At 62.8% G+C, this 26,859-nt stretch carries 13 protein-coding genes, 1 other RNA gene and 2 pseudogenes; 15 read left to right on the top strand and 1 reads right to left on the bottom strand.

Features of this window, described 5'->3' with window-relative positions:
* The first annotated feature begins 17 nt into the window (after positions 1-17).
* A complete protein-coding gene (gene bioA, locus KWO_RS06660; RefSeq protein ID WP_010375982.1) occupies positions 18-1,436 on the top strand; it encodes an adenosylmethionine--8-amino-7-oxononanoate transaminase in 1,419 nt (472 codons plus the stop codon).
* Positions 1,427-2,161: a 16S rRNA (uracil(1498)-N(3))-methyltransferase gene (locus KWO_RS06655; protein ID WP_010375983.1), complete on the top strand. Its 735-nt coding sequence runs from the start codon at positions 1,427-1,429 to the stop codon at positions 2,159-2,161. The genes bioA and KWO_RS06655 overlap by 10 nt, the downstream gene beginning before the upstream one ends.
* Before the next feature lie 139 nt (positions 2,162-2,300).
* On the opposite strand, the gene KWO_RS06650 is transcribed toward KWO_RS06655, so the two are convergent.
* Positions 2,301-3,299, bottom strand: a complete 999-nt coding sequence (locus tag KWO_RS06650; RefSeq protein WP_017116303.1) for a glucokinase family protein — start codon at positions 3,297-3,299, stop codon at positions 2,301-2,303.
* Positions 3,300-4,016: 717 nt separating this feature from the next.
* On the opposite strand from KWO_RS06650, the pseudogene KWO_RS06645 reads away from it, so the two are divergent.
* The 13 genes and pseudogenes from KWO_RS06645 to KWO_RS06585 all read left to right on the top strand — a co-directional run.
* Positions 4,017-5,207: pseudogene (locus tag KWO_RS06645) on the top strand (TonB-dependent receptor); the annotation flags it as partial.
* A 65-nt stretch (positions 5,208-5,272) separates the two neighbouring features.
* Positions 5,273-6,375 (top strand): IS3 family transposase gene (locus KWO_RS06640; protein ID WP_100243780.1). Its coding sequence is split into 2 segments (ribosomal slippage): positions 5,273-5,531 and positions 5,531-6,375, totalling 1,104 coding nucleotides; the frame shifts between segments, so codons are not numbered across the junction.
* A gap of 33 nt (positions 6,376-6,408) precedes the next feature.
* Positions 6,409-7,926: pseudogene (locus KWO_RS06635) on the top strand (TonB-dependent receptor); the annotation flags it as partial.
* A gap of 205 nt (positions 7,927-8,131) precedes the next feature.
* The gene (locus tag KWO_RS06630) at positions 8,132-9,817 is read left to right on the top strand and encodes an alpha-L-fucosidase (protein ID WP_017112165.1); all 1,686 of its coding nucleotides are present in this window, start codon (positions 8,132-8,134) and stop codon (positions 9,815-9,817) included.
* A 3-nt stretch (positions 9,818-9,820) separates the two neighbouring features.
* Positions 9,821-10,894, top strand: a complete 1,074-nt coding sequence (locus tag KWO_RS06625; protein ID WP_017112164.1) for a glycosyl hydrolase family 18 protein — start codon at positions 9,821-9,823, stop codon at positions 10,892-10,894.
* 61 nt (positions 10,895-10,955) lie between these two features.
* A non-coding RNA gene (locus KWO_RS06620) (sX9 sRNA) lies at positions 10,956-11,032 on the top strand.
* Between the two features lie 259 nt (positions 11,033-11,291).
* Positions 11,292-13,742, top strand: coding sequence for a family 20 glycosylhydrolase (locus KWO_RS06615; RefSeq protein WP_017113836.1), 2,451 nt, complete (start codon positions 11,292-11,294; stop codon positions 13,740-13,742).
* A 21-nt stretch (positions 13,743-13,763) separates the two neighbouring features.
* A complete protein-coding gene (locus KWO_RS06610; protein ID WP_165444892.1) occupies positions 13,764-16,448 on the top strand; it encodes a beta-mannosidase in 2,685 nt (894 codons plus the stop codon).
* A 199-nt stretch (positions 16,449-16,647) separates the two neighbouring features.
* The gene (locus KWO_RS06605; protein ID WP_017113834.1) at positions 16,648-19,347 is read left to right on the top strand and encodes a beta-mannosidase; all 2,700 of its coding nucleotides are present in this window, start codon (positions 16,648-16,650) and stop codon (positions 19,345-19,347) included.
* 172 nt (positions 19,348-19,519) lie between these two features.
* Positions 19,520-20,294 (top strand): IS5 family transposase gene (locus tag KWO_RS06600; RefSeq protein ID WP_425522384.1). Its coding sequence is split into 2 segments (ribosomal slippage): positions 19,520-19,816 and positions 19,818-20,294, totalling 774 coding nucleotides; the frame shifts between segments, so codons are not numbered across the junction.
* A 421-nt stretch (positions 20,295-20,715) separates the two neighbouring features.
* A complete protein-coding gene (locus KWO_RS06595; RefSeq protein WP_010381211.1) occupies positions 20,716-21,639 on the top strand; it encodes a hypothetical protein in 924 nt (307 codons plus the stop codon).
* A 22-nt stretch (positions 21,640-21,661) separates the two neighbouring features.
* On the top strand, positions 21,662-23,845 hold the full coding sequence (locus KWO_RS06590) for an XVIPCD domain-containing protein (RefSeq protein ID WP_010381212.1): 2,184 nt from the start codon (positions 21,662-21,664) through the stop codon (positions 23,843-23,845).
* A gap of 261 nt (positions 23,846-24,106) precedes the next feature.
* Complete coding sequence (locus KWO_RS06585) at positions 24,107-26,767, top strand: glycoside hydrolase family 3 C-terminal domain-containing protein (RefSeq protein WP_010381218.1); 2,661 nt, start codon at positions 24,107-24,109, stop codon at positions 26,765-26,767.
* The last annotated feature ends 92 nt before the right edge of the window (positions 26,768-26,859 follow it).

Raw genomic sequence — 26,859 nt, 5'->3', positions numbered from 1 at the left:
GCCGATAGAATGGGCAGATGCATCGACATATTCATGAACCCGAAATCCTAGCAGACCCTGCAGCCGCACAAACTGCCGAACATTGGCGGCAACGCGATCTTGCTGTGGTGTGGCACCCCTGCACGCAGATGCGTGAGCACCCGCACACGCTGCCGCTGGTGCCGATCGCACGTGGCGAAGGCGCATGGCTGGTGGGCCATGACGGCCGCCGTTATCTGGATGCGGTGAGCAGTTGGTGGACCAACCTGTTCGGCCATACCGAATCGCGCATCGGTGCGGCGATCGCGCGCCAAGCCGGCGAACTGGAGCAGGTGATGCTGGCCGGCTTCACGCATGCGCCAGCCGTGCAACTGGCCGAGCAGCTCCTGGACATAGCACCACGCCAGGCCGGGCGCGCGCCTTTATCGAAGGTGTTCTATGCCGACAACGGATCGGCCGGCGTGGAAGTGGCGCTGAAGATGGCCTTCCACTACTTCCACAATCGTGGCGAGCACCGGCGCACGCGCTTCATTGCGCTGGAGAACGGTTACCACGGCGAAACCATCGGCGCGCTGTCGGTTGGCGATATTCCGTTGTACCGGCGCGTGTATGCGCCGCTGTTGCTGGAGTCGATGTTCGCCCCCTCGCCCGATGCGTATCTGGCCGAGCCCGGGCAGAGCGCCGAAGACTACGCACTGCAGGCGGCCGATGCGCTGCAGGCATTGTTCGAACGCTCGCCTGGCGAAATCTGCGCACTGATCCTGGAGCCGCGGGTGCAGTGTGCAGGCGGCATGCGCATGTACCACCCGGCGTATCTGCGCCGCGCACGCGAGCTGTGCGATGCTCATGGCGCGTTCTTGATCGCCGACGAAATCGCCGTCGGCTTTGGCCGCACCGGCACCTTGTTTGCCTGCGAACAGGCCGGGATCATGCCCGACCTGTTGTGCCTGTCGAAGGGACTGACCGGCGGTTTCATGCCGTTGTCGGCAGTGTTGGCCACGCAGCAGTTATACGACGCCTTTCTGGACGATTCGCGCGAGCGTGCGTTCCTGCATTCGCACAGCTACACCGGCAACCCGCTGGCATGTGCGGCGGCGCTGGCGACATTGAAAATCTTCGCTGACGACAACGTGATTGCGCGCAACCAGCCCGTCGCAGCGCGCATGCGCGAGCTCGCTGCGCAAATCGGCGAACACCCGGCGGTGGCGGACGTACGCCAGGCCGGCATGATTGTGGCATTCGAACTGACCCAGGGCGGCGACAAGCGCACACCGTTTGCATCTGCCGCGCGCGTTGGCTTGAAGGCGTATCGCGCGGCGCTAGATAAAGGTGTGGTGCTGCGCCCGCTCGGCGACGTGCTGTACTGGATGCCGCCGTATTGCGTGGACGAGGCGCAACTTGTGTTGTTGGCCGAGACCACCCGCCACGCCATCACCGAGGCCGTCGCATGCGCCTGACCCGCTCGCATGTCGCACTGCCACTGCACTGCGACCAGGAAGTGGCGCTGCCGGAAGAGTCGGCCAACCACCTGCTGCGCGTGCTGCGGCTGCGCGAGGGCGATGCCTGCATCCTGTTCAACGGCGACGGCAGCGATTACCACGCGCGCATCACCGTGGCGGGCAAGCGCGACGCACGTGCGCTGGTCGAACGCGTCGAGCCGCTCTCCAACGAATCGCCGCTGCGGATCACCTTGATGCAGGGCATCGCGCGCGGCGAGAAGATGGATCTGATCCTGCAGAAGGCCACCGAGTTGGGCGTTGCGGCGATCGTGCCGGTGATTGCCGAGCGCACCGAGGTGAAGCTCGATGCGGCGCGCACCGAAAAGCGCATTGCCCATTGGCGCAGCGTGGTGGTGTCGGCCTGCGAGCAGTCTGGCCGCGCACGCATTCCCACTGTTGCCGCGCCGTTGGGTCTGCAGGAAGCAGCGCAGGCCAGTGACGCGCATGCGCTACGACTGACCCTGGACCCGCAGGGCGAGCACCGTCTGGGCACGCTGGCATCGAGCGTCCAGCAACACATTGTGGTGGCGATCGGGCCAGAAGGTGGCTGGTCGCCACGCGATCGCGCCCTGCTTGCCGATGCCGGCTTCACTGGCCTGCAATTGGGGCCACGCATCCTGCGCACGGAAACCGCCGGCCTCGCGGCCATCGCGGCGTTGCAGTCGCGGTTCGGGGATCTATAGCGCCATGACATCGTAGGAGCGCACCTGGGCGCAACAGGGCCTTATCGGTAACGCCTCATCGCGCCCAGGTGCGCTCCTACCGGATGTGGAGGTGATCGGTTTGTGCAGCCGGCTTGCGCACCTGCCGATATGTGTGCACTCAGCGGCCGTGCTGCAGAAACCAGCTGGCTGCACCAATGACGCCGAGCTGGCCGTGCTCAACGATGCTCACCGGTACCTGTTCCAGCGCCGGGCGCAAGGCACCCTTGTCGAGCAGGCGTGCGACGAAATCACTGTCGGCAATAAAGCTGGCGATCTGCGGCAGGAAGCCGCCAGCCAGATAGACGCCGCTGCGCACGCCATACAGCAACATCAGGTCGCCGACCACGCTGCCCATGAACCCGCAGAACGCCTGCAAGGCATCGTGCGCCAGTGCATCGTTGCCGGCCAATGCGGCAGCGGTGATCTCGACTGGGTTGGCATGCACCACCGTATCGCCGCGCAGTGCGGCCAGCGCGGTGTACAGATTCAATAGTCCCGGGCCAGACAGCAGCGTTTCGGTGCCCACGTGGGTACGCGTGCGCCGCAGTTCCTGCAGCAGTGCTATTTCCAGATCGCTGGCTGGCGCCAGTGCGGCATGGCCAGCCTCGGTCGCCAGCACCACCGGGTGCGCACCGTTGGGTATCCACAGCGCTGCGCCCAGGCCGGTCCCCGGACCAAGTACTAATGCCGGGCCCGCGGCACCTTGCGCGGGGCCGGACAACTGCATGACCTGGTTGCCGATCATGTAATTGGCCGCGTAGGCGACTGCTTCGAAATCGTTAACCAGATGCAAGGCCTGCATACCGAGCTGGCGGCGAATCTGCTCGGGCGCCAGCACCCAGGGCAGATTGGCGGTGATCACGCTGCCGTCTTCCAATGCATAGCCGGCGCTGGCGATCACGCCCCGGCGCACCGGTGCGCAGCCCACCTCCGCGAAGAACGCGGCCATGATGTCGGCAAGGCCCGGATACTCGGCGCAGCGATACTTGCGGTAGTCCAGCACGGTGACCGGCTTACCCGCGTCATTGCTTTCGCGCACCAGCGCCAGGCGCACGTGCGTCCCGCCCACATCTGCGGCAACGAAGGTTTCGGAGCGCGGAAAAGCCACCGCTTCCATTGGACTGCTTGCGCTCACGCATTCTCCTCATCAGTGGCGGCGGCTGGCGTTGTCGCCCATTGCCCGACGAACGGCAAACGGGTAGACAACGTTGTCAGCAATCGTCTCGTAACGCAACTGTGGCAACCGGGATTCGGCGCAAATACAGCGATGCGCATCATTTGCCAAAAATCCGCGCGCGCAATGGCGATTTCTGCATAAATTCGTCAAGTCCGGGTGCTGTCGTGGCGTTTACGATAGAACTAGCCGATGGCAGCAGTCGCGCCCGCAAGAACACTGCGCAGGCGCTGCGGCAAAAAAGCGACTTCTCCCTGAAAATGCTGCATTGCAGCGCAATCGCAGCCGCATCAGAGATCTGTTACGACGTGTTGACAACGCTGTCAGCGCTACGCGAGACTCGATTCAAATCGGGGTTCTGGCAGGAGGGGCCATGGACTGTTCGGTACTGAAGAACGGGCATTCCCTCGCCTGGCGTTCCGGATTCGCGAGTTGCGCGTCACCAGACGTTTCCACTCGCTGATGTGCGTTTAGCTCCACCGCTTCACCACACGGGGGACACCTCCTTTACCACGCGAATCGCATGCACCTGCTTCTAGAGAAGCGTGCCAGCGGAATCACCGCGATCGGTCAGGGCGTGTTGTTTTGCCGGCCACGCCGAGCGCGTTGCGTCCTACTGCAGGGCAGCGCGCCCACAGCACTAACCAATGAGGTTTAGCCATGCACAGCCGCACCACGACGTTAGCACTCTGTATCACCGCCGCTCTGTACTGCTCCGGCTCTGCAATGGCTGCCGGACAAGAACAACAAGCCCCGACCACCACGGCCTCGAGCACGACCGAGCTCGATACCATCACCGTCACGGGCTACCGCGCGTCGCTGGAGAAGAGCCAGGCGGTCAAGCGCTCGGCCAACTCCATCGTCGATGCGATCAGCGCCGAAGACATCGGCAAGTTCCCGGATACCAATGCGGCCGAATCGCTGGCGCATATTCCGGGCATCAGCGTCGACCGCCAGTTTGGCGAAGGCGAAAAGGTCAGCATCAACGGCACCGACCCGGCGTTGAACCGCGTGCTGCTGAACGGGCAGACCATCGCCTCGGGCGACTGGGGCGGCAACCCGACCGACACTAGCGGCCGTACCTTCAACTACACACTGCTGTCGCCGGAAATCATCGGCCTGATGGAGGTCTACAAGACCCCCGAAGCGCGCATCGACGAAGGCTCGATCGGCGGCACCGTGATCGTACACACCCGCAAGCCGCTGGACCTACCCAAGAACACCATCCGCGGCTCGGTTGGCTACAACTACAACGACCGCTCCGAAGAAGGTAATCCGCGTGGTTCGGCGCTGTGGAGCTGGAAGAACGACGACGAAACCTTCGGTGCGTTGATCTCCGCTACGCACGACAAGCAGGACCTGGCGCGCGCCGGTATCGAATACTTCGGCTACACCACTGGCCGAAACGATAAAGGCGAGGGCATTCCGCCGACTGCCACCATCACCGGCGACGGCAGCGATGTGGCCACCGCGCGTGTGCCGGCAGGTATCAGCAGCGCCTTCTTCCAGCAGACCCGCGAGCGCAGCGGCCTGCAGGGTGCGTTGCAGTGGAAGCCCGACGAGCAGAACGAGTTCAACCTCACCGGCGTCTATATCAAGGGCAAGTACAACAACTTCAGCCAAGCGCGTTATGTGTGCCCGGGCTGCAACGACGATCTGGAAAAGGTGACCCGCGCCAATGTAGAGAACGGCGTGGTCACCTCGGCCACCGTGTCCGACAACACGCAAGGCGGCGTCAACGATCAGCCGTATGCGCAGATGGACACCAACTACCGCGAGAGCACCGTCACCACCAAGAGCCTGAACCTGCGTCACGACTGGTCTGGCGAAAAGTGGGTGTTCACCACCCGACGTCCCCCCAATTTTGAGTAGCACCTCAGTTTGGAGTCCAATTCCCTACCCCAAGGAGATTGGACGTGAAGAAGCGTTTTTCCGAAGAGCAGATCATCGGCTTCCTGCGCGAAGCCGAAGCGGGCATAGCGATCAAGGACTTATGCCGGCGGCATGGCTTCAGTGAGGCCTCGTACTATCTGTGGCGCAGCAAGTTCGGCGGCATGAGCGTGCCCGACGCCAAGCGGCTCAAGGACCTTGAGGCCGAGAACGCGCGGCTAAAGAGGTTGCTGGCCGAGCAGTTGTTCGAGAATGACCTGATCAAGGATGCGTTGCGAAAAAAGTGGTGAGCGCACCGGCGCGTCGTGCGCTGGTGCGCGAGTGGATCGGGCGTGGTGCTAGCGAGCGTCGTGCCTTGGCGGCGATTGGCATGAGCGCCAGCGCGCTGCGCTATTGCCCACGCCAAGACCGCAATGGCGAACTGCGCGAGCGCATTCTTGCGTTGGCGCATCGCCATCGCCGCTACGGCGTGGGGATGATCTATCTCAAGCTGCGACAGGAAGGACGCCTGGTGAACTACAAGCGCGTGGAGCGGTTGTATCGCGAGCAGCAGCTACAAGTGCGGCACCGCAAGCGCAAGAAGGTACCGGTTGGCGAGCGTCAGCCGCTGCTGCGGCCAGCGCAGGCCAACCAGGTGTGGTCGATGGACTTCGTGTTCGACCGCTCCGCCGACGGCCGAGTGATCAAGTGTCTGGTGATCGTGGACGACGCAACGCACGAAGCGGTCGCCATCGAGGTGGAACGCGCGATCTCCGGGCACGGCGTTGCGCGCGTGCTGGATCGGTTGGCACACAGTCGCGGCCTGCCGCAGGTGATCCGCACCGACAACGGCAAGGAGTTTTGCGGCAAAGCGATGGTTGCCTGGGCGCATGACCGGGGTGTGCAGCTACGGCTCATCCAGCCGGGCAAACCAAACCAGAACGCCTACGTCGAATCGTTCAACGGCCGGCTGCGCGACGAATGCCTCAACGAACACTGGTTCCCAACGCTGCTGCATGCACGCAATGAGATCGAACGCTGGCGACGCGAATACAACGAGGACCGACCCAAGAACGCAATTGGCGGCATGACGCCGTCCGCTTATGCCCAACATCTGGCAAACACCGATATCATCAACCCCGGACTCTAAACGCGGCCGCTACTCAGGGCGGGGGGACGTCGCTCCCAGGTTGGCGACACCCAGGCAACGGGCGGCAAGAACCCCGAATACCTGATGAAGTTCCTGATGGCCGATGGCGGCTATAACTACGCCTTCGACGGCTCGCACACTGCGGTGAACTACGATAACGGTGGTGCTTCCAATTGGGCCCTGCCGGGCAACCCGGCAGGGCTGGCGCCCGGCGCGGAGACCATTCCAGGCACGTCGCTCAGCCCCATGCAGGCGGGCGGTATTTACTACCAGAAGAGCAAGGACCAGGAGAAATACTTCCAGTGGGATGCGGCACGTGACCTGACCTGGGGTCCATTCAACAAGCTGCAGTTCGGCTACAAGTACATCAATCACGACAACGGCGTGGATGCGCGGGGTAACAGGATCAACACCACGGACCCGATCTCGCTGACCCAGTTCAACCCCGGTACGACGCAGAGCAGCCTGTACGACGGTCTGGGCGCCAGTGGCGATCTGACCACATGGCCGACTGCCGATCTTGGTGCTGTGCGTCGTTATCTGCTCTCGCAGCCGCAGGGGCCATACAGCATCGACCACGGCGCCTCGTTCGACGTGAAGGAAATCACCCAGAACGTCTACACGCAGTTGAACTTCGAGTCGGGCCAGTGGCGCGGTAACGTGGGTGTGCGCCTGCTCGATACGACCGACAAGTCCGAATATTGGCAAAGTGCCGACAATGGCGACAACTTCTCTCGCGTTGCGCAGACGCATGAGTACCGCAAGGCGTTGCCGAGCTTCAACATCGCCTACGACGTGACCGACGACGCTGTGCTGCGCTTCTCGGCCGCCAAGGTCCTGGCGCGTCCACGTTATGCCGATCTTGCCGGGTCGTTCACCGTCAACAGCGGCAACGGCAATCTGACTGCCAGCGGCGGTAATCCGGACCTGAAGCCTTACGAGTCCACCAACTACGACCTGGCGGCCGAGTGGTACTTCGCCCCATCGAGCATGTTGTCTGGCGAGGTGTTCTATCGGGATATCAGCTCCTACATCGTGAGCACGACGGTCGCTGAGTTCCGGCCGAGGGACGGGAGGAACGAGGAAGGCATATATCAGATCACGACCCCCACCAACGCGTCCGATGCCAAGGTCAAGGGCGCATCGATCAACTACCAGCAGACCTTCGGCCTGGGCTTCGGATTGCAGGCGAACTACACGTTTGCCAAATCCGATGCGAGCTCCGGCTTGAACCTGCCCTACCTGTCGCGCGACACCTACAACGTGATCCCGTATTGGGAACACGGCGACTGGACGGTGCGTGTGAACTACAGCTACCGCTCCAAGTACTTCACCCAGATCGGACGCCTGGGCTCGGAAGACTTTGCAGACAGCTACAAGCAGCTGGATCTGACCGCCTCGTATCAGATCACCGACTACATGGGCCTCACCTTCGGCGCCACCAACCTGCTGGATTCCACCTACCGCTTGTACAGCGGAACCAGGGACACCCCGACGGCGTTCTACAAGAACGGCCGCGGCTATCAGGCCCAGCTGAACTTCAAGTTCTGATGTAGTACCGGCGCGCCACCGACCCTCCACGGTGGCGCGCTTTTTTTGGGACCTGTCGCTGACCGCAGCGGCAGGTCGATGTCGCACCAAGGAGTGGTACTGGCCACGCCCCTTCGCCGCTGAGGGAGCATGGCCAGGTCCGCTTTGCCATCCACGCGCGGCCGCAGCATGACCAACGCGTTTCGCTTACAGGAGTGCAGTTCCCATGACGACCGATAGCCGCCAGCTCGCGGCTCCATCCCGCCGCCACGCCGGAGCTGCACCCAGGAGTCGAACGCTTGCGCTCGCTCTGCTGCTCGCGCTGCCGGCGCTGCAGGTCAACGCGGCGCAATCGCCGACCGCACCCACCGCCACCACGCTCAGCCCCGAAGTCATCGACCAGCAGTGGCTCGATGCCACCGCCGCCTACGCGCCCGAGCGCGAGCGCCTGGTGCGACAAGCCCAAGCCGGCGCACGCAAGGGTCCGTTCCGTCCCGACTGGGCGGCGCTGAAGGCGTATCAATCGCCGGCGTGGTACGACAACGCCAAGTTCGGCATCTTCATTCACTGGGGCGTGTTTTCGGTGCCGGCATTCGGCAGCGAGTGGTATTCGCGCAACATGTATCTGCAAGGCTCCAAGGAATTCGCCCATCACGTGGCCACCTACGGGCCGCAGGCGAGCTTCGGCTACAAGGATCTGATTCCCAAGTTCACCGCGCCCAAGTTCGACCCGAATGGCTGGGCCAAACTGTTCCGCGAATCCGGCGCGCGCTATGTGGTGCCGGTGGCCGAGCACCATGACGGCTTTGCGCTGTACGACTCCAAGCTGTCCGACTGGACGGCGATGAAGATGGGGCCCAAGCGCGACCTGTTGGGCGAGTTGTCCAAGGCGATTCGTGCACAGGGCCTGCACTTCGGCTTGTCCTCGCATCGCGCAGAACACAACTGGTTCTTCGATGGCGGACGCAAATTCGATTCGGACGTCAACGACCCGCGTTACGCCGCGCTGTATGGCCCGGCGCAGGTGCGTCTGGCGGGCAAGGAAGATGCCGATGTAGCCAACGACTGGACGCCTGTGTCGCAAGCCTGGCTGGACGATTGGCTGGCGCGCACCACCGAGTTGATCGACACCTATCAACCGGACCTGATCTATTTCGATTGGTGGATTGCGCACCCCACCTTCCGCAGCAGCCTGCCGACGATGCTGGCGTATTACTACAACAAGGGCGCGGCGCGGACAGAACCCGACCGCGGCGTGGTGGTGAATTACAAGATCGGCGCATTCCCCGAAGGTGCCGGCACGCTGGATATCGAGCGCGGCCAGCTCACCGGCATCCATCCCACGCACTGGCAGACCGACACCTCGGTAAGCAACGCCTCGTGGGGTTACATCGAAAACGACACCTACAAATCGCCCACGTTCATCATCCACATGCTGGCCGACGTGGTGGCCAAGAACGGCAACCTGATGCTCAACATCGGCCCGCGTGCGGACGGCTCGATTCCGGACACCGAGCGCGGCATCCTGCTGGCGATCGGCAAGTGGCTCAAGACCAACGGTGGCGCGATCTACGACAGCAAGCCGTGGCGTGTGTATGGCGAAGGCCCCACCGAAGTGGTGGGCGGCACCTTCCAGGACATCAAGACCAAGCCGTACACGGCCGAGGATTTCCGCTTCACCACGCGCGATGGTGCGCTGTATGCGATCGAACTCGGTTGGCCTACCGATGGCGAAGCGGTGATCCGCTCGCTCAACGCCGCCGATGGCGTGCGTGGTGTGACCTTGCTGGCCAACGGCAAGAAGATCCCGTTCGAACAACGCGCCGATGGCCTGCATCTGCGACTGCCGGTCAAGCCGGTTGGCGAGAGCGCCTACGTCTTCCGCATCGACCTTTCCTCCCCCACTCCCTGACGGATGTTGTCTTTCATGAGTAAGCGATTGACATGGATATTGCTTGCGCTGGCATTTGCCTGCGCCCCGGCCTTGGCCCTGGCCAAAAATCCCACTGCGTTGTTCTATCTGATGAACACGCAGAAATCGACCAACTCGTTCATCGCCAACGTCGACAAGATCGATGTGGTGGTACCCACCTGGTACGGCGTGGACCAGAACGGCTTGGTCAACGGCACCCCCAACATGTATCTGTACGACATCGCCAAGCAGCACAAGCTGCGGGTGATGCCGATCCTGTCGATGACCACCGGTCGCGAAGGCTTCCACAAGCTGATGCATGACGAAGCCGCCAAGAAGCGCATGATCGAATCGCTGCTGATTCAAGGCAAGCAGCACAAGTACTACGGCTTCCAGTTCGATTTCGAAAACATTGCCTGGACCGACCGCGACGCTTACACGCTGATGGTCAAGCAAACCGCCGATGCGTTGCATAAAGCCGGTTTCAAGATGTCGGTCGCCGTGGTGCCGAACGCACCGGGCTATGCCGAAGGCGGTCAGTTCTCCAAGTGGATGTGGGAATACTGGCGCGGCGCGTATGACCTGAAGGCACTGGGCCAGGCGGTGGATCTAGTCAGCATCATGACCTACGACCAGCACACCCGCTGGACCACGCCCGGCCCGGTCGATGGCATGGTGTGGATGAAGAAGCATCTGGATTACGCCATTACCCAGGTGCCGAAAGAAAAGCTGTCGCTGGGTATCGCCACCTACGGCTACCGCTGGTACACCGGCAACCCGGTGAAGGAAGACGGCACCGAGGCGTCGAATATTTCCGCAACGTATATCGATGCAGATGAGTCCTTCCCGCTGGCGCAGGAACAGAACGCCACCGTGCAGTGGGATCCGGTCGAGCAGGAATCGTGGTTCTACTTCTATCGCGACGACATGCGCGAGTGGGTGTTCCGCCCGGACGCACGCAGCTTCAAGGCACGTTACGAACTGACCAAGCAATACGGCCTGGAAGGTTTCAGCTGCTGGGTGCTGGGCGCCGAAGACCCGAAGGTGTGGGACGAGCTGCCGACTGCGCAGCGCTAAGCGCAGCCAGCAACACGACTGCGCACGCGTCAGGCGGGCGCGGCCGGTGCCCGGAATCGGCGTGTACCTCTCGTACATTCCGGTTCTAAGCACGCCGTCCACGCCCAGCTGACAACTGCGCGCGACGTTTTGATCACCGCTGCAAGCGAGATGACGTACCGCTACACACACTCACGGGCGCGGACAGGAGTGGAATCGGACTGCATGCACCGCACTCCGATTCCTGCGCTATCCGCGCCCGTTTGACAGTGACCGATGGCGTTGTCTTGGTCGCTCTACAACGCAGTCGCTAGGCTGCGCAGCGGGACGAAGCGTGCGCCAGTCCCTGCGTCTTCCGACACGGCTTTGCTACTGTGCGTGGCTGCCGTGTACCGCTGCCACTTCGGGATGTGATTGCATGATGTCGAACTCCGCACCCACCGCACGCCTGACAGCAGGCTCGCCGTTGTCCTCGCGTCTGCTTGCGCTCGTGTTCGCAGCAGCGTCGCTGGCAGGCTGTGGTCAACGTGCACCGGGCACTGCACCAGCCGTTGCCACGGCGGGCGCACCTGCCGCTGCAGCAGCAAACACCGCGAGTTCACCGTTGCCGCTGATTCCTGCAGTCGTCGAGGTCAAACGCGGTAGCGGCAGCTTCACGGTGGGCACCGGCACGGTGATTTCGATCGTGCCCGGCGATGCCGATGCACGCCGCAGTGCCGAACATTTGGCCGATCTACTGCAGCGCACCCGCGGGCTGCGATTGGAGGTGCGCGCCGAAACCAGCGCATCGCCGGGCAGCATCCGCCTGGAGCGCAGCGCGCAGGCGCCCGTGGCGCACAAGGAAGGCTATAGCCTGGATGTGGATGCCAAGGGCGTACGCATTACCGCGCGCGATGGTGCCGGCTTGCTGTATGGCGCGATCAGCGCCTGGCAATTGATGACACCGGATGCGCGCAAGGGCGAAGTCCAGCTGCCGTCGGTGGCGATCCGCGACTGGCCGCGTTTCAGCTGGCGCGGCCAGCATCTGGATGTGGCCCGCCATTTTCATGATGTGGACACGGTCAAGCATGTGCTCGACACGATGGCGCTGCACAAGCTCAACGTGCTGCATTGGCATCTCACCGATGACCAGGGCTGGCGTATCGAGATCAAGCGTTATCCCAAGCTCACCGAAGTTGGCGCATGGCGCACTCCGCCCGGTGGCGGCCAGGACGGCACGCCGCAGCGGTATGGCGGCTTCTACACGCAGGAACAGATCAGCGAGATCGTCGCCTATGCGGCGCGCCTGCATATCACCGTGCTGCCCGAACTGGACATGCCCGGGCATGCGCAGGCAGCCGTTGCCGCCTATCCGGAAGAAGTGGGCGTGCCAGGTGCTCGCACGCAAGTAGGCGTTGACTGGGGCGTCAACCCGTATCTGTTCAACACCAGCGAACGCAGCCTGAGCTTCATCACCAATGTGCTGGATGAAGTGCTGACCTTGTTCCCGTCGACCTACATCCACATCGGTGGCGATGAGGCGGTCAAGGATCAATGGGAAGCCTCGCCGGCGGTGCGCGCACAGATGCGCAAGCTCGGGGTCAAGGACGCGCATGCGATGCAAGGCTGGTTCAACGAACAGCTGGCGGCCTACCTCACCCAACACGGCCGGCGCATGATCGGTTGGGATGAAATTCTGGAAGGCGGCGTGCCGGCGAGTGCGTCGGTGATGTCGTGGCGCGGCGTTGAAGGTGCAGTGACCGCCGCCAAGCAAGGCCACGATGTGGTGCTGGCCCCGGGCGACTGGCTGTATCTGGATAACCTGCAGACCAGCCGCAACGACGAACCGAACGGTCGCCTGACGGTGTTGCCGCTGTCCAAGGTCTACGCATTCGACCCGGTGCCGGCCGAGCTGAGCGCCGAACAGGCCAAGCACGTGTTGGGCGCACAAGGCGCGTTGTGGTCCGAATACATCCCGTCACGCTGGCACGTGGATCACGCGCTGTTCCCGCGGCTGTCTGCGGTGGCAGAAGTGACCTGGTCGGCACCGGCAGCACGCAACTGGAACAGCTTCTTGGCGCGCATGCCGGCGCAGCTGCAGCGCTACAAGGCACTGGGCATCGACTACAGCGACGGCGCATTCGCAGCCGATATCGCGCTGGAAAGCGGCCCCAACCCGGTGCTCGCCGGCGGCCCGGCCAAGGTGGTGCTGAGCACGCAGAGCGGCGCGGGCACGCTGCACTATTCCATCGACGGCAGCGAGCCCACGCCGGCATCGCCGCGCTATGAGGCGCCGTTTACGATTCAATTGCCGACCACGGTCAAGACCACGGCGTTCGATGCCAACGGCACGCCGCTGGCCGCCACGCGTAGCCGCACCTTCGATCGCGCCGGCTTGTTGCGCGTGGATACGCAAGGCTTGCAGCACTGCGTGGAAACCGGCGCGCTCGGCTTGCGCCTGCCGCTGTTGCCGGAGATGACCGGCGCCGACACGCCGGTGTACAACGTGGACTTGTTCCATGCCTGCCGCATGTATCCGCAGGCGCGCCTGGACGGCATCGGTGCCATCCGCATCGACGCCGCACGCCTGCCCAATAACTTCGGTCTGGCGCATGAGCAATCCAAGGTCGTGCAGTACCCGGCCAAAACCCGCGGCGGTGAGCTGGAAGTGCGTCAGGGCTGCGATGGCGAATTGATCGCCAGCGTGCAGCTGCCGCGCAGCGATACCCTGGGCGAACAATTCACGCTGGAAACTGCACTGCCTGCACGCACCGGCATCCACGATCTCTGCCTGCGCTTCACCGCGCCGATCCACGGCCCCTTGTATGCCATCGGCGCCGTTCAACTGATTGAAACCACTGCGCAGGCGCCCCCCGCCGCCACGCGCTGAGCCATCCTAGGAGAGTTACGCATGCCCCTGTCCCGTCATCGTTTTGTTCCCGCCCATCTCGGGCTTGCCCTGGCCTTCGCCATCTCGCAGGCCTGGGCCGCGCCGCCTTCGGCTGTGACGCTGGACACCGGCTGGCAGGTGCGGCTGGTGCCGGGCCAGGAGCAGGCCAAGACGTATCCGAAGGCAGCGGCATGGTTGCCGGCAAAGGTGCCCGGCGCGGTGCAGACCGATCTGATCGCCGCCAAGATCGTGCCCGACCCGTTCTATCGCGATAACGAAGGCAAGATTCAGTGGGCCGGCCTGAGCGATTGGCAGTACCAGACCCACTTCAACGTGGATGCGGCCACGCTCAAGCGCGAACATGTCGAGCTGGTGTTCGACGGTTTGGACACGTTTGCCGAAGTCACCATCAACGGCAAAAAACTGCTTAGCGCCGACAACATGTTCCGGCAGTGGCGCGTGGATGCGAAATCCTTGCTCAGGCGCGGCGACAACGTGCTGGAGGTCAAGCTGTACTCGCCGATCAAGAAGATCCAGCCGTGGTTGGCCAAGCAGCCGTACGCGCTGCCGGGCGCCTACGATTCGGCATTCGGCGACGAGCCCGAGGCACGCCACAGCTCTACCTATGTGCGCAAGGCGCCGTACAACTTTGGCTGGGACTGGGGCCCGCGCATGGTCAACGCCGGCATCTGGAAGGATGTGCGCGTGGAAGCGTGGGACGCCGTGCGCGTGGACGGGCTGCATATTGCCCAGCAACGCGTGGATGCCGACAGCGCGCAATTGCAGGCGCAATTGGAACTGCAAGCCGGCCGCAGCGGCCCGGTGCAGGTGACGCTGGATGTGCTGGGCCCGGATGGGCAGAAAGTCGGCCAATTCACCAAGGACGCGGTAGTCGATCCCGGCCAGAACCGCATCGATCTGGCCCTGCGCATCGCCAAGCCCAAACGCTGGTTTCCGGCCGGTTATGGCGCGCAAGACCGTTACACCTTCGTGGCCAGCGTGCGCGATGCCGATGGCGACAGCCAGCAGATCAAGCGCGTCACCGGCCTGCGTTCGGTGGAGCTGCGCCGCGAAAAAGACAAGTTCGGCAAGAGCATGGAGATCGTGGTCAACGGCATCCCGATCTTCGCCAAGGGGGCTAACCTGATCCCGCTGGATGCCTTCCCCGCACGCGTGACGCACGAGCGCATGCGCAGCACCCTGCAGGACGCGCACGATGCCAACATGAACATGCTGCGCATGTGGGGCGGCGGGCATTACCAGGACGACTATTTCTACGACGTGGCCGACGAGCTGGGCATCATGATCTGGCAGGACTTCATGTTCGGTGGCGCGGTGCCGCCGTACGACGTGGAGTTCCGCGAGAACACGCGGCAGGAAGCGATCGAGCAGGTCAAGCGGCTGCGCGACCACCCCAGTATTGTGCTGTGGTGTGGCAACAACGAAGTGCAGACCGGCTGGGAAAACTGGGGCGACCGGGTCAAGTTCAAGCAGTCGGTGGATCCGGAGGAACGCGCACGCATCGAGCGTGGCATGACCACCTTGTTCGGCACCGTGTTCCGCGAAGTGGTGGCCACCTACGATAGCGACGTGCCGTACTGGGCGACCTCGCCGGGCACCGATTTCGACGGTGCAGCCGACCAGGCCAATGATGGCGACATGCATTACTGGAAAGTTTGGGGCGGCCCTGCCCTGCCGGTCACCGAATATCTCAACGTCACCCCGCGCTTCATGTCCGAATACGGGCTGCAGTCGTTCCCGGACATGCGTACCGTGCGCGCGTTTGCCGAGCCCGGCGATATGGATCCGGAATCGCCGGTGATGCGCGTGCATCAGAAATTCGACAAGGGCAACGGCAACAAGCGGCTGATGCTGTACATCCGCCGCGAATTCGGCGAGCCCAAGGATTTCGAAAGCTTCGTCTACCTGAGCCAGCTGATGCAGGCTGAAGGGATCAACATCGCGGCTTCGCATCTGCGTGCCTCGCGTCCGCAATCGATGGGCTCGCTGTACTGGCAGCTCAACGATGTGTGGCCGGGTGCGTCGTGGTCCAGCGTGGACTACTACGGCCGCTGGAAGGCACTGCATTACCACGCACGCCGTTTCTACGCGCCGGAAATGATTGCCGCGTTGCGCAACGACAAGGGGCAAACCGAGGTCTCGCTGGTGTCCGATCGCACCACCCCGCTGCCGGCACGCTGGCGCATGCGGGTAATGAGCATGGACGGCAAGGTGCTGAGCACGCGCGAAGAAAAGGCCAGCGTCAAACCGTTGAGCAGTCTGCAAGTGGGCAATTTCAGCGACAAGCAATTGCTGGGCAGCGCCGATCCGAAACGCACCTATGCGGTGTTCGAGCTGCTCGACGGCGACACGCTGCTGTCGCGTGAAGTGGTGTTCTTTGCGCCGGCCAAGCAACTGGCATTGCCCACTGCGAAGATCGATAGCCAGTGGCGCGCCGATGGCGATGGCTACGCACTCACCCTGACCAGCAACACGCTGGCGCGCGAGGTGTGGCTGTCGTTCGGCGATGTGGATGCCACGCTGTCGGACAACGCCTTCGACCTGCTGCCGGGCGAGCCGCTGACCGTGCACGTGAGCAGCAAGGCGGCGCTGGCGCAGTTGCAATCCACGCTGCAGGTGCGCGATCTGGCTGCCACGCTGGCTGGTGCACCGGCCGAGCCACAGGACACGACGGCGAACAAATGAGGCAGTACGCCCGCCTTGCTCTGCGCATTGATGTCCGCGCTTGCGTAGCGCAAGTGGGCGGGCATGCGGTGTGGATGGTGCAGTCTCCATCCCACACCCACAGCGACGAATTGGACGCGTGGCAGAACTGCGATCGTGGACTGATCGCTAGCATGCCAGCTCTGCTAATTCGATCGCCCTGAAGAGCGCAGAGATCTCCATGCCACTGCATCACCACGTTACCCTTCCATCCCGCGTGCTCAGCCCTGCCCGACTGGGGTTCGCCCTCTTTTTTGCGATCTCGCAGGCCTGGGCAGCGGCGCCAAGCTCCGTGACGCTGGATAAGGGCTGGCGGGTGCGCTTGGTGCCGGGGCAGGCACAGGCAAGCACCTATCCCAAGGCCGCCAGCTGGCTGCCGGCACAGGTCCCGGGCGTGGTGCAGACCGATTTGATCGCCGCCAAGCTGGTGCCCGACCCGTTCTACCGAGAGAACGAAGGCAAGATTCAATGGGTGGGACTGAGCGACTGGCAGTACCGCAGCCGCTTCAACGTCGATGCCGCCACGTTGAAGCGCGAGCACCTGGAACTGGTGTTCGATGGTCTGGATACGCTGGCCGAGGTCACTCTCAACGGCAAACCGCTACTCAGTGCGAACAATATGTTTCGGCAGTGGCGCGTGGACGCCAAGCCACTGCTCAAACACGGCGACAACGTGCTGGAAATCACCTTCCTTTCGCCGATCAAGAAAATCCAGCCATGGCTGGCCAAGCAAGCCTATGCTTTGCCAGGTGGGCATAACTCGGCGTTTGGCGACGAACCCCGTTGGCGTCAAAGTTCGACCTACATCCGCAAGGCGCCTTATAGCTTCGGCTGGGATTGGGGCCCGCGCTTAGTCAATGCCGGCATCTGGAAGGACGTGCGGCTGGAGGCATGGGATGCAGTGCGCGTGGACGGCCTGCATATCGCCCAGCAACGCCTAGATGCCGACAGTGCGCAGCTGCAGGCGCAACTGGAACTGCAGGCAGGCCGCAGCGGCCCGGTGCAGGTGACGCTGGACGTGCTGGGCCCGGATGGGCAAAAAGTCGGCCAATTCACTCAGGACGCGGTGGTCGATCCCGGCCAGAACCGGGTGGATCTGGCCGTGCGTATCGCCGAGCCCAAACGTTGGTTTCCGGCCGGTTACGGCACGCAGGACCGCTACACCTTCGTGGCAAAGGTACGCGATGCCGACGGCGACAGCCAGCAGATCAAACGCGTCACCGGCCTGCGCTCGGTCGAGCTGCGGCGGCAACAGGATCAATGGGGCAAGAGCATGGAGTTCGTGGTCAACGGCATCCCGATCTTTGCCAAGGGCGCCAACCTCATTCCGCTCGAATCCTTTCCCAACCGTGTGGACAGAGCGCGCATCCGCAGCATCTTGGAGGACGCGCGCGACGCCAACATGAACATGCTGCGCGTGTGGGGCGGAGGGTATTACCAGGACGACGATTTCTACGACGTCGCGGACGAACTCGGGATCATGCTCTGGCAGGACTTCATGTTCGCCAGCGCGGTGCCGCCCAACACCGTCGAGTATCGTGAGAACAGCCGTCTGGAGGCCATCGACCAGGTCAAGCGGCTACGTGACCACCCCAGCATCGTCGTGTGGTGCGGAAATAACGAGGTCCAGACCGGCTGGGAAAACTGGGGCTGGGTAGACTTCAAGAAAGACGTTGGCCCGGAGGAGAGCAGCCTGATCGAGCGCGGTATGACGACCCTGTTCGGTAGCATCTTGCGCGGGGTGGTCAACACTTACGACGGCGACGTGCCGTACTGGGCCACCTCGCCGGGCACCGATTTCGATACGGATGCCAACCAGGTGGATAACGGCGACATGCATTACTGGCAGGTCTGGGGCGGCCCGGCCCTGCCGGTCACCGAATATCTCAACGTCACCCCGCGCTTCATGTCCGAATACGGGCTGCAGTCGTTCCCGGACATGCGCACCGTGCGCGCGTTCGCCGAGCCCGGCGACATGGATCCGGAATCGCCGGTGATGCGCGTGCATCAGAAGTTCGACAAGGGCAACGGCAACAAGCGGCTGATGCTGTACATCCGCCGCCAATTCGGTGAGCCCAAGGATTTTGAAAGCTTCGTCTACCTGAGCCAGCTGATGCAGGCTGAAGGGATCAACATCGCGGCTTCGCATCTGCGTGCCTCGCGTCCGCAATCGATGGGCTCGCTGTACTGGCAGCTCAACGATGTGTGGCCGGGTGCGTCGTGGTCCAGCGTGGACTACTACGGCCGCTGGAAGGCACTGCATTACCACGCACGCCGCTTCTATGCGCCGGAAATGATCGCCGCGTTACGCAACGACAAGGGGCAAACCGAAGTGTCGCTGGTGTCCGACCGAACCACCCCGCTGGCCGCACGCTGGCGTATGCGGGTGATGGACATGGATGGCAAGGTGCTCAGCAAGCGCGAAGAAAAAGCCAGCGTCAAAGCATTGAGCAGCCTGCAGGTGGGCAACTTCAGCGACAAGCAATTGCTGGGCAGCGCCGACCCGAAGCGCACCTACGCGGTGTTCGAGCTGCTCGACGGCAACACGCTGCTGTCGCGTGAAGTGGTGTTCTTCGCGCCGGCCAAGCAACTTGCCTTGCCGGCCGCGAAGATCGACAGCAAGTGGCGCGCCGATGGAGATGGCTACGCGCTCACCCTGACCAGCAACACGCTGGCGCGCGAGGTGTGGCTATCGTTCGGCGATGTGGATGCCACGCTGTCGGACAACGCCTTCGATCTGCTGCCGGGCGAGCCGCTGACCGTGCACGTGAGCAGCAAGGCGGCGCTGGCGCAGTTGCAATCCACGCTGCAGGTGCGCGATCTGGCTGCCACGCTGGCTGGCGCACCGCCGGAGCCGCAGGAGGCTGCCGCTGCGAAATAAGAAGCGGGACGGCGCTCATCCGCCCTTCGGAAACCTTCTCCCGCAACGCGGGAGAAAGGACCTCAGTTCTTGCGATGAATGTGTCCGGTTCTAAGAGCGGCTAACAAAAACCTTGAATTCTGTTGAACCGGCGGCGGCATCGCCGGCATGACACGTCGCAACGAGATCCCAATTGCGCTGTGGAAGCGCATCACTGATTCCGCAGGTCAAGCCTTCCCCAAAAGGTGGACGACCTCGTATCAGTGATCAGCAGGCGCTCAATGGAATTATCTATGTGTTGCGCACAGGTATTGCTTTGGAAGAACTGCCTGGGGAACTTGGCTATGGCAGCGGCATGACCTGCTGGCGTCGGCTGCGTGATTGGCAAGCCAACGGAGTGTGGCATCGTCTCCATCAGGTGCTCCTGGCCGAGCTACGTCGCGCCGACAAACTGGATCTGAGCCGGGCAAGTCTGGACGCCGCCAGCGTGGCCTCCCCCCGGGGGCTCGTATACAGGGCCAAACCCAACCGATCGCGGCAAACTCGGCAGCAAACGGCATCTGATCGTCGATCGCAGCGGCGTGCCGTTGGCTGTGTGCGTCACTGGTGCCAATCGACACGACTCGGTTGTCTTCGAGGAGTTGCTTGATGCATTGCCTGCGATCGGCGGAAAACCAGGGCGTGCGCGACGCTGGCCAGGCAAACTGCATGCTGACAAGGCCTACGACATCGACCGTTGCCGCAACGCCCTCAAGCAGCGCGGCATCATTGCGCGGATTGCACGCAAGGGCATCGAACGCAACGACCGCCTGGGCCAGCACCGCTGGGTCGTGGAGCGTACGCACGCTTGGTTCGCCGGGATGGGCAAGCTGCGTATCCGCTTCGAACGCCGCATCGATATCCACTTAGCGTTGCTCTCGCTTGCATGCTCCATCATCTGCTTACGCATGCTTCCCTGGTTTTGTTAGCCGCTCTAAATTTCGTGGACACCTCGATAGGGGATTATGATCACCAACGAGGACCGAGCCTGCCATGATCTCCCGCCCACGAAAAAACTTCGATACTGCCCTGCAGGTGGTGCAGATGATCCGAGACCAAAGCCTGAGCGCGGGCCCGGTATGCCGTGACCTGGACTTGGTCGATAGTGCGTGCGTCGCTGGCGGCCCAATACCAAGCCGAGCAGACCTGACAAGTGGGGCAAGGCCGGCCGTTCACGCCTGAGCAGCACCCTATCCGTGAATTTGAGCGGGAGAACCAGCGGCTATGTGAGGACGATAGCCTGTTAAGGAAGCATCGACCTTCTTCGCCCTAGAACTGAAGTGATCGAGCAGTGGCAGCAGAAGGCCCAGATAAGTCAGTTCAATGGTGTCCTTCATCGCGGTAAGCTAAATGCTTATGACGAGACTAATCGCTGACATGCCGCCACATCTCCAACCCGCCTTGAAATCCTTGGCGGCAGAGTGCAGGGCATGGCTCGACCGGGCTCAAAGCTCAGGCGACATCCTTCGCTATACCCAAGCTGTTGAGGAGTACCTCAAGGCCACCGGGCCGCTGAGTCCGAAGGTCGGCACGCAGATGGGGAGGATCAGCCACTTTTGGAGCGTAGCCGCGTGTGAGGCCTACTTCCGCAACGATTTAGCGCAGCTTGCGCAGTTTTTCTGCTGGACGATCGAAAGCCGCGCACTCCTCCTACGCTGGGACGCGGTGCACAGCCAGATATATTCGGACTTGGCCAACTGGCCCCAAGAATATTCGGACAGTTTGCGAGCAGCGGGGCCTACGGTGCTTTCAGATTGGACAACGGGCAAGGTGTGCGCCCAGCGCTTCTTGGAGATGGCTGAGAAGGACGAACGACTCAACACGCTTCCGCAATCCCGGCGCATTGCCCACGACACGCATGATGTGTTTCTGGTCGGACTGCTTTCGGAGGGCTATGATCTTGCCATCCATTTCGAGCCTCGCAAGCCGCTGATCGCGCCCTATCAAGCGCTCCTCGACACTTGGAAGAGCCATGACCAGGACACGTTTGCACAAGCTATGAGTGAAGCTGCTGACTTTCATCTGAGCCGAAGCAAAGCGAGCACGGGATCAAGAACCTACGAGTTTGATCGCGACTTCGATCGCGTCTTTCCGCTGGAACTGCTGGCGGTGCAAGCCCTTCGGCGGCGGGATGGCATGCCTGAGTTCCCAAGCGGCCACGCTTTGATTGATGGGCCTTGGTCGGTTCTTAACGATCTGTCCTGCCCGCCTCCCCATCCTCTAATGGCTGCCGTTCTGGCGCGCGTCGAAGAGGACTACCCGCTTTTTCGTTGACTCATGTTGAAAGGATTCCTCCATGAACATGCCGAACCGTACAAGCAACTCTGCTGATCTTGCCGCCCTTGTCATGGCGACCGACGCCAATGGCCAAGTTGATCTGACCGCACTCGAAGCGCACCGCCTAATCCTGAACAACCAGACCATCCAGGGTCTTGATGCGCAAGGCTTGGTCAACTCGATCACGCGTTCCCCGGCTTGCGCCGATCCCCAAGGCCGCGAAGCAGTCGGCACGCTCATTGATGCCATCTCCAAGCGTTTGCTGCCAGCTGATGCGATGCGCTTTGATCGTGCGCTGGATACGGCCAATGTCAACGAGTCATGGGCCGAGCGAAACTTCGAGCGCTATGTCCAGGAGCCGGTGGTCGCGGCCTGGGAGGACGCCAAAGCGCGTGGGAACTCGGCGCTCAACTCGGCCGATGCTCAAATCAGCGACAACTTGGCCCAGTCACGGCGCTGGGCGCAGGAAGTCCGTGACAATCCGCAAAACAGCTATCTCGAACGCGCAGCTGGCGCCGTTTCAGCAGAACTGGCTGGGAATGGACAGGACAGCTACGGCGCGATGAAAGGCGCGACTAGCCATGGCCTCTCCATGCTGGGTGATACGGTCGATCTCGCCAAGTTCGCCTACGAGTTCAGAACAGACGAGAACTTTCGCAACCTGGTCATGGGGGCAGCATCGGTCTATGCCAACCAAGCCGTCGACGACCCCGGCAAAGTGCCGCGCGACATCAAGAATGCCGCCATTGGTGCTTGGAACGAGTGGGAAAAGGGCTTTGAGCAAGCCACGCGCGAAGGCAAGGAGCAGGAATACCTAGGCCAAGCCAAAGGCGCTGCGGCCATTGAAATCATCGCCACCTTCGTGCCGGCGTCCAAGCTCACCAAGCTTGGCAAGGTGGCAAAGATCGCCGATGGGGTCGAGGATCTGGCCGCAGATGCGGGACTAGTTGCGGGTCGGGCCGAAGGCCATGTTGCAGGCGAGCTTGGCGAAGAACTGCTGAAACTTGCTCACGACGCCCGGCAGCTTCAAGGCAAGGGTGGGTTGGAAGCCAAGGGCGCAGACCTCATGTTTCACGGCCTGGCTGGCGTCAAACGCAGCCAAGGCGAACTCGGGGAGTTGGTGGAGGGGCTTCGCAAGTCGGGGCATCTGGATGGCTTGCTCGATAGCGGCGCGCTGACGCCTAAGGAACTGGGCTACTTAGCACGGCAAGATGTCAGGATGTTCAACGGCTCGGTGTCGTTTGAGCAAGCGGTCACCAAGTCAGTAGGTAGGCGAGAACTCTCGGCATTGACCCGAGGCGAGACCGGCGATATTGGCGAAGCCATCGTGGCTCATAAGCTCGCCCGAGAGGGCTGCACGGACCTTGTGCCTATCCAGAACAACTCAGGGCACGGCAACGACTTGGCGGGCTTCAATCCCAAAACCGAGCGCTGGGAAGTCATTGAAGTCAAGGCGTCGGTCATTGGTGCTGCCAAGGATCAAGTGGGTGATCCTCAACACCTGATCACCGCGCGGCTTGAAAGAGCCATCGAAGGCCGGGGGCACTGGGATGCAAGGAACATGTGGGAGCAAGACGCCAAAGCGACGGCTGAGCGCCTCATGGACAATCACTTCGATGAGGCTACGCGTCGCCTGGACATCGACTCGAAGTGGGCACGGGTGAACTTGGAAAAGGATCCAGCAACCGGCCACATCCGAGGGGAAACCCAGATCGAACGCTGGCAAACGCCTGCTGAGCGCGCTTTGGAGCGATCAAACTCCCCCACTCCCACTCCCACCATGCCCGCTCGAACACCTGTATCACCGGAACACCCCGATCACGCCATGCATGAGCAGATCCGGACCAAGGTCACTGAGCTCGGTCAACAGCACGGCGTCTCCGGCGAAGTGAACGATCGAATGACGGCAAGTCTCTTGACCTTGGCCAAAGACAACGGTTTAACTCGTGTCGATCATGTTCTTTTGAGCAATCGCACCGATAGCCTGACAGCGGCTCAGAATGTGTTTGTCGTTCAAGGCTCCCTCAACGATCCGGCCATGCTCCGGGCTCATATGCCGACAGTCCAAGCAGCTCAGACTACCGTGGAGCAGTCTTTTCATCAGTTGGAACAACTCAATCAGCAATTGGTGCAGAACCAAGCTCGGCAGCAGACCGTGGAGCAAACGCAAAGCCAGAACGCGCCTCAGATGCGGATGAGCTAAGAAGGCAACAACGATCAGCAAGACGCCTCTGCCCTACATCGATGGCTTTGGACAACGACAGCATGCCTTGCCTCGATCATGAATGCCCTTGTCCTGCTGGCGGGAGAAGGGCCCAGAAGGGCGGATGAGGGCCCGCAGGACCAGCACCAGTCACGCGTAGCACGCATGACACCGCCGCGTCTCACCCTTCACCTCGCCGCAGCGACTGCGGCACTACCAGAACAATGCCCAGCGGCCTGGCCGCTGCCCAGGAGTGAATCCATGTCGTCCGTGTTTGTATCGCGCCTTGCCGTGGCAGTGGGCCTTGGCCTGACGCTGCCCTGCCTCGCCCTTGCCGCCCCCACCGAACGGGCCGCAACGCCCGAACAGCGCGCCGCCGCGTTGGTCGCGCAAATGAGCCGCGAAGAAAAAGTGGCGCAGGCCATGAACGATGCGCCGGCAATTCCGCGCCTGGGCATCCCCGCCTACGAGTGGTGGAGCGAAGGCCTGCACGGCATCGCCCGCAACGGTCACGCCACGGTGTTTCCGCAGGCCATTGGCCTGGCGGCGAGCTGGAATACCAACCTGATGCAGCAAGTGGGCACGGTGGTCTCTACCGAAGCGCGCGCCAAGTTCAACCAGGCCGGCGGTCCGGGCAAGGACCACAAGCGCTACGCCGGTCTCACCATCTGGTCGCCCAACATCAACATCTTCCGCGACCCGCGTTGGGGCCGTGGCATGGAAACCTACGGCGAAGATCCGTTCCTCACCGGACAGATGGCAGTGGGGTTTATCCGCGGCCTGCAGGGCGAGGATCTTAACCATCCACGCACGATCGCCACGCCCAAGCACCTCGCCGTGCACAGCGGCCCCGAGCCGGGCCGGCATGGCTTCGATGTCGATGTGTCGCCGCACGATGTGGAAGCGACCTATACGCCGGCGTTCCGCGCCGCGCTGGTCCAGGGCCAGGCCGGCTCGGTGATGTGTGCGTACAACTCGCTGCACGGCACGCCGGCGTGCGCCGCCGACTGGTTGCTCAACGGCCGCGTGCGTGGCGACTGGGGCTTCAAGGGCTTTGTGGTGTCCGACTGCGATGCAGTGGACGACATGACCCAGTTCCATTATTTCCGCCCCGACAACGCCGGCTCCTCGGCCGCCGCGCTGAAGGCCGGGCACGATCTCAATTGCGGGCATGCCTACCGCGAACTCGGCACGGCGATCGAACGCGGCGACGTGGACGAAGCCTTGCTCGACCAATCGCTGGTGCGCCTGTTTGCCGCGCGCTACCGCCTGGGCGAGTTGGAGGCCCCGCGCAAGGATCCATACGCGCGGCTCGGCGCGAAGGATGTGGACAATGCGGCGCACCGTGCTCTGGCGTTGCAGGCGGCTGCAGAGTCGATCGTGCTGCTGAAGAACGATGCCAACACGTTGCCGCTCAACGCCGGCACGCGGCTGGCGGTGATCGGCCCGAATGCGGACGCACTGGCGGCGTTGGAGGCCAATTACCAGGGCACCTCGTCCGCGCCGGTGACGCCGTTGCTGGGCCTGCGTCAGCGCTTCGGTGCGCAGCAGGTGCGCTACGCACAAGGCGCACCGTTGGCTGCCGGCGTGCCCGGCATGATCCCGGAAACGGCATTGCGCGGCGATGGCAAGCCGGGCTTGCGTGGCGAGTATTTCGACAACGTCGATATGCGCGGTGCTGCGCGCGTGGTGCGGCAGGACCGCACGGTGAGCTTCAACTGGGATCAGGTCGCCCCGGCAAAGGGCATACCGGCCGACCGTTATGCGGTGCGCTGGAGCGGCGAACTGCTGCCACCCAGCGCTGGCGATTACACCCTGGCGGTGCGCGTGGCGCGTTGCTTCGATTGCAGCGGGCACGATCCGGTGCGGCTGTATATCGACGACAAGCTGGTGGTTGCCGGGAACGCCGAAGACAAGCACGTGCCGGCCGGCATGCACAACGCCGACGGCCGCAGCGTGGAAACTGTGCTGCATTTTGACGATACCCGCCCGCGCAAGATTCGCCTGGAAATGGAACACCGCGGCCAGGACCAGGGCGTGCGTCTGGAATGGCTGGCGCCTGCGGCAGCGCAATTAGCCGAAGCCGAGCAGGCTGTGGCGCAATCCGATGCAGTGGTTGCCTTCGTCGGGTTGTCGCCAGATGTGGAAGGCGAGGAGTTGCGGATCGATGTGCCTGGCTTCGACGGCGGCGACCGCAACGACATCGCCCTGCCCGCCCCGCAGCAAGCACTGCTCGAACGGGCAAAGGCCTCGGGCAAGCCGCTGGTGGTGGTGCTGATGAGCGGCAGCGCGGTGGCCCTGAACTGGGCCAAGACGCATGCCGATGCGATCGTGGCCGCGTGGTACCCGGGCCAGTCCGGCGGCACCGCGATCGCGCGCATGCTGGCCGGCGATGACAACCCCGGCGGTCGCCTGCCGGTGACGTTCTATCGCTCCACCAAGGATTTGCCCGCCTACGTCAGTTACGACATGAAGGGCCGCACCTATCGCTACTTCAAGGGCGAGCCGTTGTTTCCGTTCGGCTATGGCCTGAGCTACACCCGCTTTGCCTACGACGCACCGCAGCTGTCCAGCACCACGCTGCAAGCCGGCAATCCACTGCAGGTGACCACGACCGTGCGCAACACCGGCACGCATGCTGGCGACGAAGTGGCCCAGGTGTATCTGCAATATCCGGACCGCCCGCAGTCGCCGTTGCGCAGCCTGGTCGGTTTTCAGCGCGTGCATCTTGCAGCGGGCGAGCAACGCACGCTGACCTTCAATCTGGATGCACGCGCGTTGAGCGACGTGGATCGCAGCGGGCAGCGCGCGGTAGAAGCCGGCAACTACACGTTGTTCGTCGGCGGCGGGCAGCCGGGTACCGGCGCCGCTGGCAGTGCAGCGCCGTTTTCGATCCAGGGGCGCTCGCCGTTGCCCAAGTGATGCCTGTGACTGCGTGACACCCAACAGGCGTCGGCTGTCTCAGTCGGCGCCTGTTGCATGATGGGCGGGTCTGATGGTGAACCGCGCAGGTG

Origin of the sequence: Xanthomonas vasicola pv. musacearum NCPPB 4379 (assembly GCF_000277895.2) — a bacterium.
GTDB lineage: Bacteria > Pseudomonadota > Gammaproteobacteria > Xanthomonadales > Xanthomonadaceae > Xanthomonas > Xanthomonas vasicola.
Note: the sequence above shows the minus strand (reverse complement) of the source record. Positions and strands in the feature narration are given on the sequence as shown.